The organism is Nonomuraea sp. NPDC049400, from assembly GCF_044466425.1.
Classification (GTDB): Bacteria; Actinomycetota; Actinomycetes; order Streptosporangiales; family Streptosporangiaceae; genus Nonomuraea.
Window position 1 is genome coordinate 1 of sequence record NZ_JBITMP010000134.1, and the last position, 3,604, is coordinate 3,604.

Genomic DNA, 3,604 nt, shown 5'->3' on the forward strand with positions numbered 1-3,604 from the left:
AAAACGTTGGCTTCACACTGCACCCCTTCGGTTCGATTCGCTTGTTCCTGGTGTTTGTGCAGGTCGCCGGTCGGCGAGCTTGGGGAGTCCGTGATGTGGGGTCGGCGGGTTGGGGCCGGGCGGGTGGTAGAGGATCTGTCCCTTGTCGTTGTAGCACTGGCCGCTGACAATTCCCGCGTGGAACCAGTGCTTGACGGTGGAGGTGGACACGCCGAGGCGGTTGGCCATCTGGTTCAGGGTGAGCAGCCCGGCGTCGCGGAGTCGCTGCTCGCGGCTGCGTAATCCGTAGTTGTCGCGGATGCGCATGACGATAAGGCGGTGGAAGGGGCGGCCTTCGCCGCTGGTCAGGCCGCGGGCGTTGAGGATGTCGGCGATCTCGGCGTGGGTGTGGTGGTCGAGCAGGTCGTCGATCGCTGCGACGACGTGTGGTGCGGTCTGGCGGAGTTCCCAGGCGGGTTTGGGGAGGGGAAGGGTGAAGGTGTGATCTTGCCCGCCGGCGAAACGGACGTGGCAGGTGATCGCCTGGTCGTCTCGGGTGATGGTGACGTCGCTGATCAGCAGGTGGGCCATGCGTTTGCGTTCGCGTTGCGGGGTGGTGGGGTCGTTCCAGATTGCGGGGAAGTCGGTGGCCAGTTGGCTGATGCGGGTCTTTTGGGCGTCGGTGAGTGGGCCGGTGGCGGCGCGGACGGCGCTGTCGTGGGCGTCTTGGGCCTGTTGCAGGTCGCGGAGTGCGGTGTTCCAGTCGGCTTCCAGGGTGTCGGCGACGAGGCGGTTGCCGGGGTCGACGGCCAGGTAGCGGCGGCGGGCCAGGTCAGCCTGGTAGCGGGCGCGTTCGACGAGGGCGGCGCGTTGCTGGTCGGCCTGGTCGGCGCGGTGGGCGAGTTCGGCGGCGACGGTGAGGGCGGCTTCGATGGCCAGCGGGGTGAGCGCGTCGAGCAGCAGAGCGCTGATGTGGGCGTCCAGGTCGGCGCCGGGCAGGGTCTGGCAGAGCGGCTCGTTGTGCTCGATCTTGGCTCGCTGGCAGACGTAGTCGGGTAGTTCGATCCCGCGGCGCAGGTGGTAGCGGACGGTCATCTTCTGGCCGCATTTTCCGCAGATGATCAGTCCTTGGAGCAGGGCGGATCCCTCGCGGGCCGGGCCGCGGCTGCGGTCGGCTCCGTGCGCGGCGGCGTTGTGGGCCAGCCGGTCGAGATTGGCGTCGAATTCGGTCAGGGTGATGTATCCGGGGTGGGCGCCGGGCAGGAAGGCGATCCACTCCTGGCGCGGTTTGATGAGCTTGGTGTGGTTCTTGCCGTCCGGGCCGGGCAGGGTGCGGTGGCGTCCGTAGCAGAACACGCCGGCGTATCGGGGGTTGTGCAGGATGCGGAGCACGGCCGAGTGGGTCAGTGGCGCCCAGTCGAGTTCGCCTTTGCGGGGTCCTTTGCGGTGGCGGCGGGGGAACAGCAGGTGCTGGTCGGCGAAGGTTTTGACGACGGCGTGGGCCGAGCCGGTCGCGGCGAAGGCCGCGAACAGGTGCCTCACGGCAGTCTGGACGGCCTGGTCGGGGTCGAGGACGACGCGGCCGGCCGGGTCGTGGATCAGCCCGACGGGCAACGGTGTGAGCAGTTCGCCGCGGCGGGCGGCGTTGAGGATGCCGCCGCGCATGCGGGCTCGCAGGAAGTGCAGTTCGGCTTCGCTGATCTGGCCTTTCATGCCGAGCAGCATGCGGTCGTTGAAATCGGTCGGGTCATAGAGGCCGTCTTCGTCGCAGATCAGTGTGCCGGTCAGGGCGCAGATCTCCAGCAGTCGGTGCCAGTCGGCGTTGTTGCGGGCCAGCCGGGAGCATTCCAGGCCGAGCACGATCCCGGCCTTGCCGAGGGAGACCTCGGCGACCAGGCGTTGGAAGCCTTCCCGGTCGGCGGCCGAGGCGCCGGAGTGGCCCTGGTCGATGTCGATGACGATGACCTGCTCGCTCCTCCATCCCAGCGCGATGGCCCGGCCGCGCAGGTCGTATTGGCGGCGGGTGGATTCGGTGTTGGTGAGGACCTGCTTGAGCGTGGATTGGCGGACATAGAGGTAGGCGTGGCGGTGCAGGTGGGCCGCACTCACCTTGGACGGGCCGCCTGCCGCCGACGTCGATGGCACCTCAGCCGGGGTGGGTGCTGATAGGTGAGACATCGATGGTCTTCCTTCCTCCAGGCGAGCGGCCCGGGTGGTTAGGGCGGGATGAGGGTCATGGCCGCCAGAATGTTGACGAGTTCGCTGGTCAGGTCTGCGGGCAGTGCTGGTGAGCGGTCCAGAGAACCGGAGACGGGGACGTGTGCCGGGGCGCGGGCGGGGGCGCGGCGGAGTGGGCCGATCAACTCGGTCAGGACGGTGAGCCAGGTGGCGACGCCTTTGCCGATCAGTACGGCAAGGCCGAGCGGGAACGCGTTCGCGCGTTCGTGCAGGGCGGCATGGCGAAGGTGTTCGTAGCGGGCGTCCAGCAGACTGCTGCGCGCGATGGTGCGCCCGTTGCCGGGAGCATGTCCCTGACCGGCATCCGGGCCGGTGCCCGGGGGTGCAGCCGCCGGGTCAGGGCGAGGTCGACGGGACAAAGACGGGGGCGGGTTCACCTCCTCGGTTATGTCGCGGGCGGGCAGGTCAGGGGCGGCTTTTGGAGTGCTCCCGGTGGCGGGCCAGCGCTCGCTCGATGGAGCGGGGGTGCACGCGCACGCCGAAGTTGTCCTCGATCGGGCCCACCAGGTCCTTGGCCCGCAGCGCCGGGTCGGCGGCCAGCTGGTCTTCGGCGAACGCGCAGACCTGTTCGGTGAGCTTGTGGCCGCCCTTCGGGCCGGGCTTGGCCGGGACCAGGGCGGCCAGCCCGCCCTCGGCCAGGGCGGCAGCGGCGTAGTAGTAGGCCTGCCGGGAGTAGCCGAACGCGGCCGCGGCGTGGGCCACCGCTGTCCCGTCCTCCTCCACCGCGCGCACCATCTCGTACTTGACCTGCACCGCGTCGCGCGGATCGAAGAAGTCCGAAGAGGTGAACCGCTCGTCGGTGACCTGGTCGGGGTGGGGGTGCAGACAGCGGCTCTCGCGCAGTGCTGTCACCTTCGGGTCCTCGCCGCGTGCCGTCATCGCGCCTCCCGAACCACATGCGTGTAATTCGGATTATGACGCGGACCACTTCGATACGTCTAGTAATTCGCTGAATACCGAGTGATATAGCCAGGCGGATGACCAGAAGAAGAAGTGATGGCCGACCGATCCCGGTAGTCACGTCGCCGAGATGAGGCGTAATCATCATGACACTCGCGGCGAAATCACGTTGACACCGCCATCGGCTGCGAACCGCCCTCGCACGCGATCGATCACATCGCCGAGCGCCAGCAGCCCATCAACGGTGAAGGGACAGCGCCCATCCGCCGCGGCCACGAACGGATCGACACCTGCCACATCCGTCCACGCTGCCGGCAGCGAGAACAGACTGCCATCCTCGTCGCGGCAGTAGACCCGGTCCTCACCCCAGTTCCGGCGATGGACCACGAACTCGAAGTCGCGCCCGGACAGCGGATGAAACGGGTGGGTCACCCGAACGCGTCGGTACTGATCGTCGCCATCGGGTGTAATCGACGGCGTAATCCAA

General features: G+C 68.2%; 4 protein-coding genes. All 4 read right to left on the reverse strand.

What is annotated here, in order from left to right:
* Positions 1–12: 12 nt before the first annotated feature.
* Positions 13–2,124, reverse strand: coding sequence for a recombinase family protein (locus ACIBVN_RS60655; protein ID WP_397151979.1), 2,112 nt, complete (start codon positions 2,122–2,124; stop codon positions 13–15).
* Positions 2,125–2,195: 71 nt separating this feature from the next.
* Positions 2,196–2,594 (reverse strand): hypothetical protein, encoded by a 399-nt coding sequence (locus tag ACIBVN_RS60660; RefSeq protein ID WP_397151981.1) that lies wholly within the window; start codon positions 2,592–2,594, stop codon positions 2,196–2,198.
* Between the two features lie 28 nt (positions 2,595–2,622).
* Complete coding sequence (locus ACIBVN_RS60665) at positions 2,623–3,096, reverse strand: helix-turn-helix domain-containing protein (protein ID WP_397151983.1); 474 nt, start codon at positions 3,094–3,096, stop codon at positions 2,623–2,625.
* Positions 3,097–3,261: 165 nt separating this feature from the next.
* The coding region (locus ACIBVN_RS60670; RefSeq protein ID WP_397151985.1) for a DUF5372 family protein at positions 3,262–3,604 on the reverse strand (343 nt) is incomplete at its 5' end.

Excerpts from the sequence above, each read along its gene's own strand:
- ACIBVN_RS60665 (WP_397151983.1), bottom strand. The coding sequence starts at position 3,096 with ATGACGGCACGCGGCGAGGACCCGAAGGTGACAGCACTGCGCGAGAGC.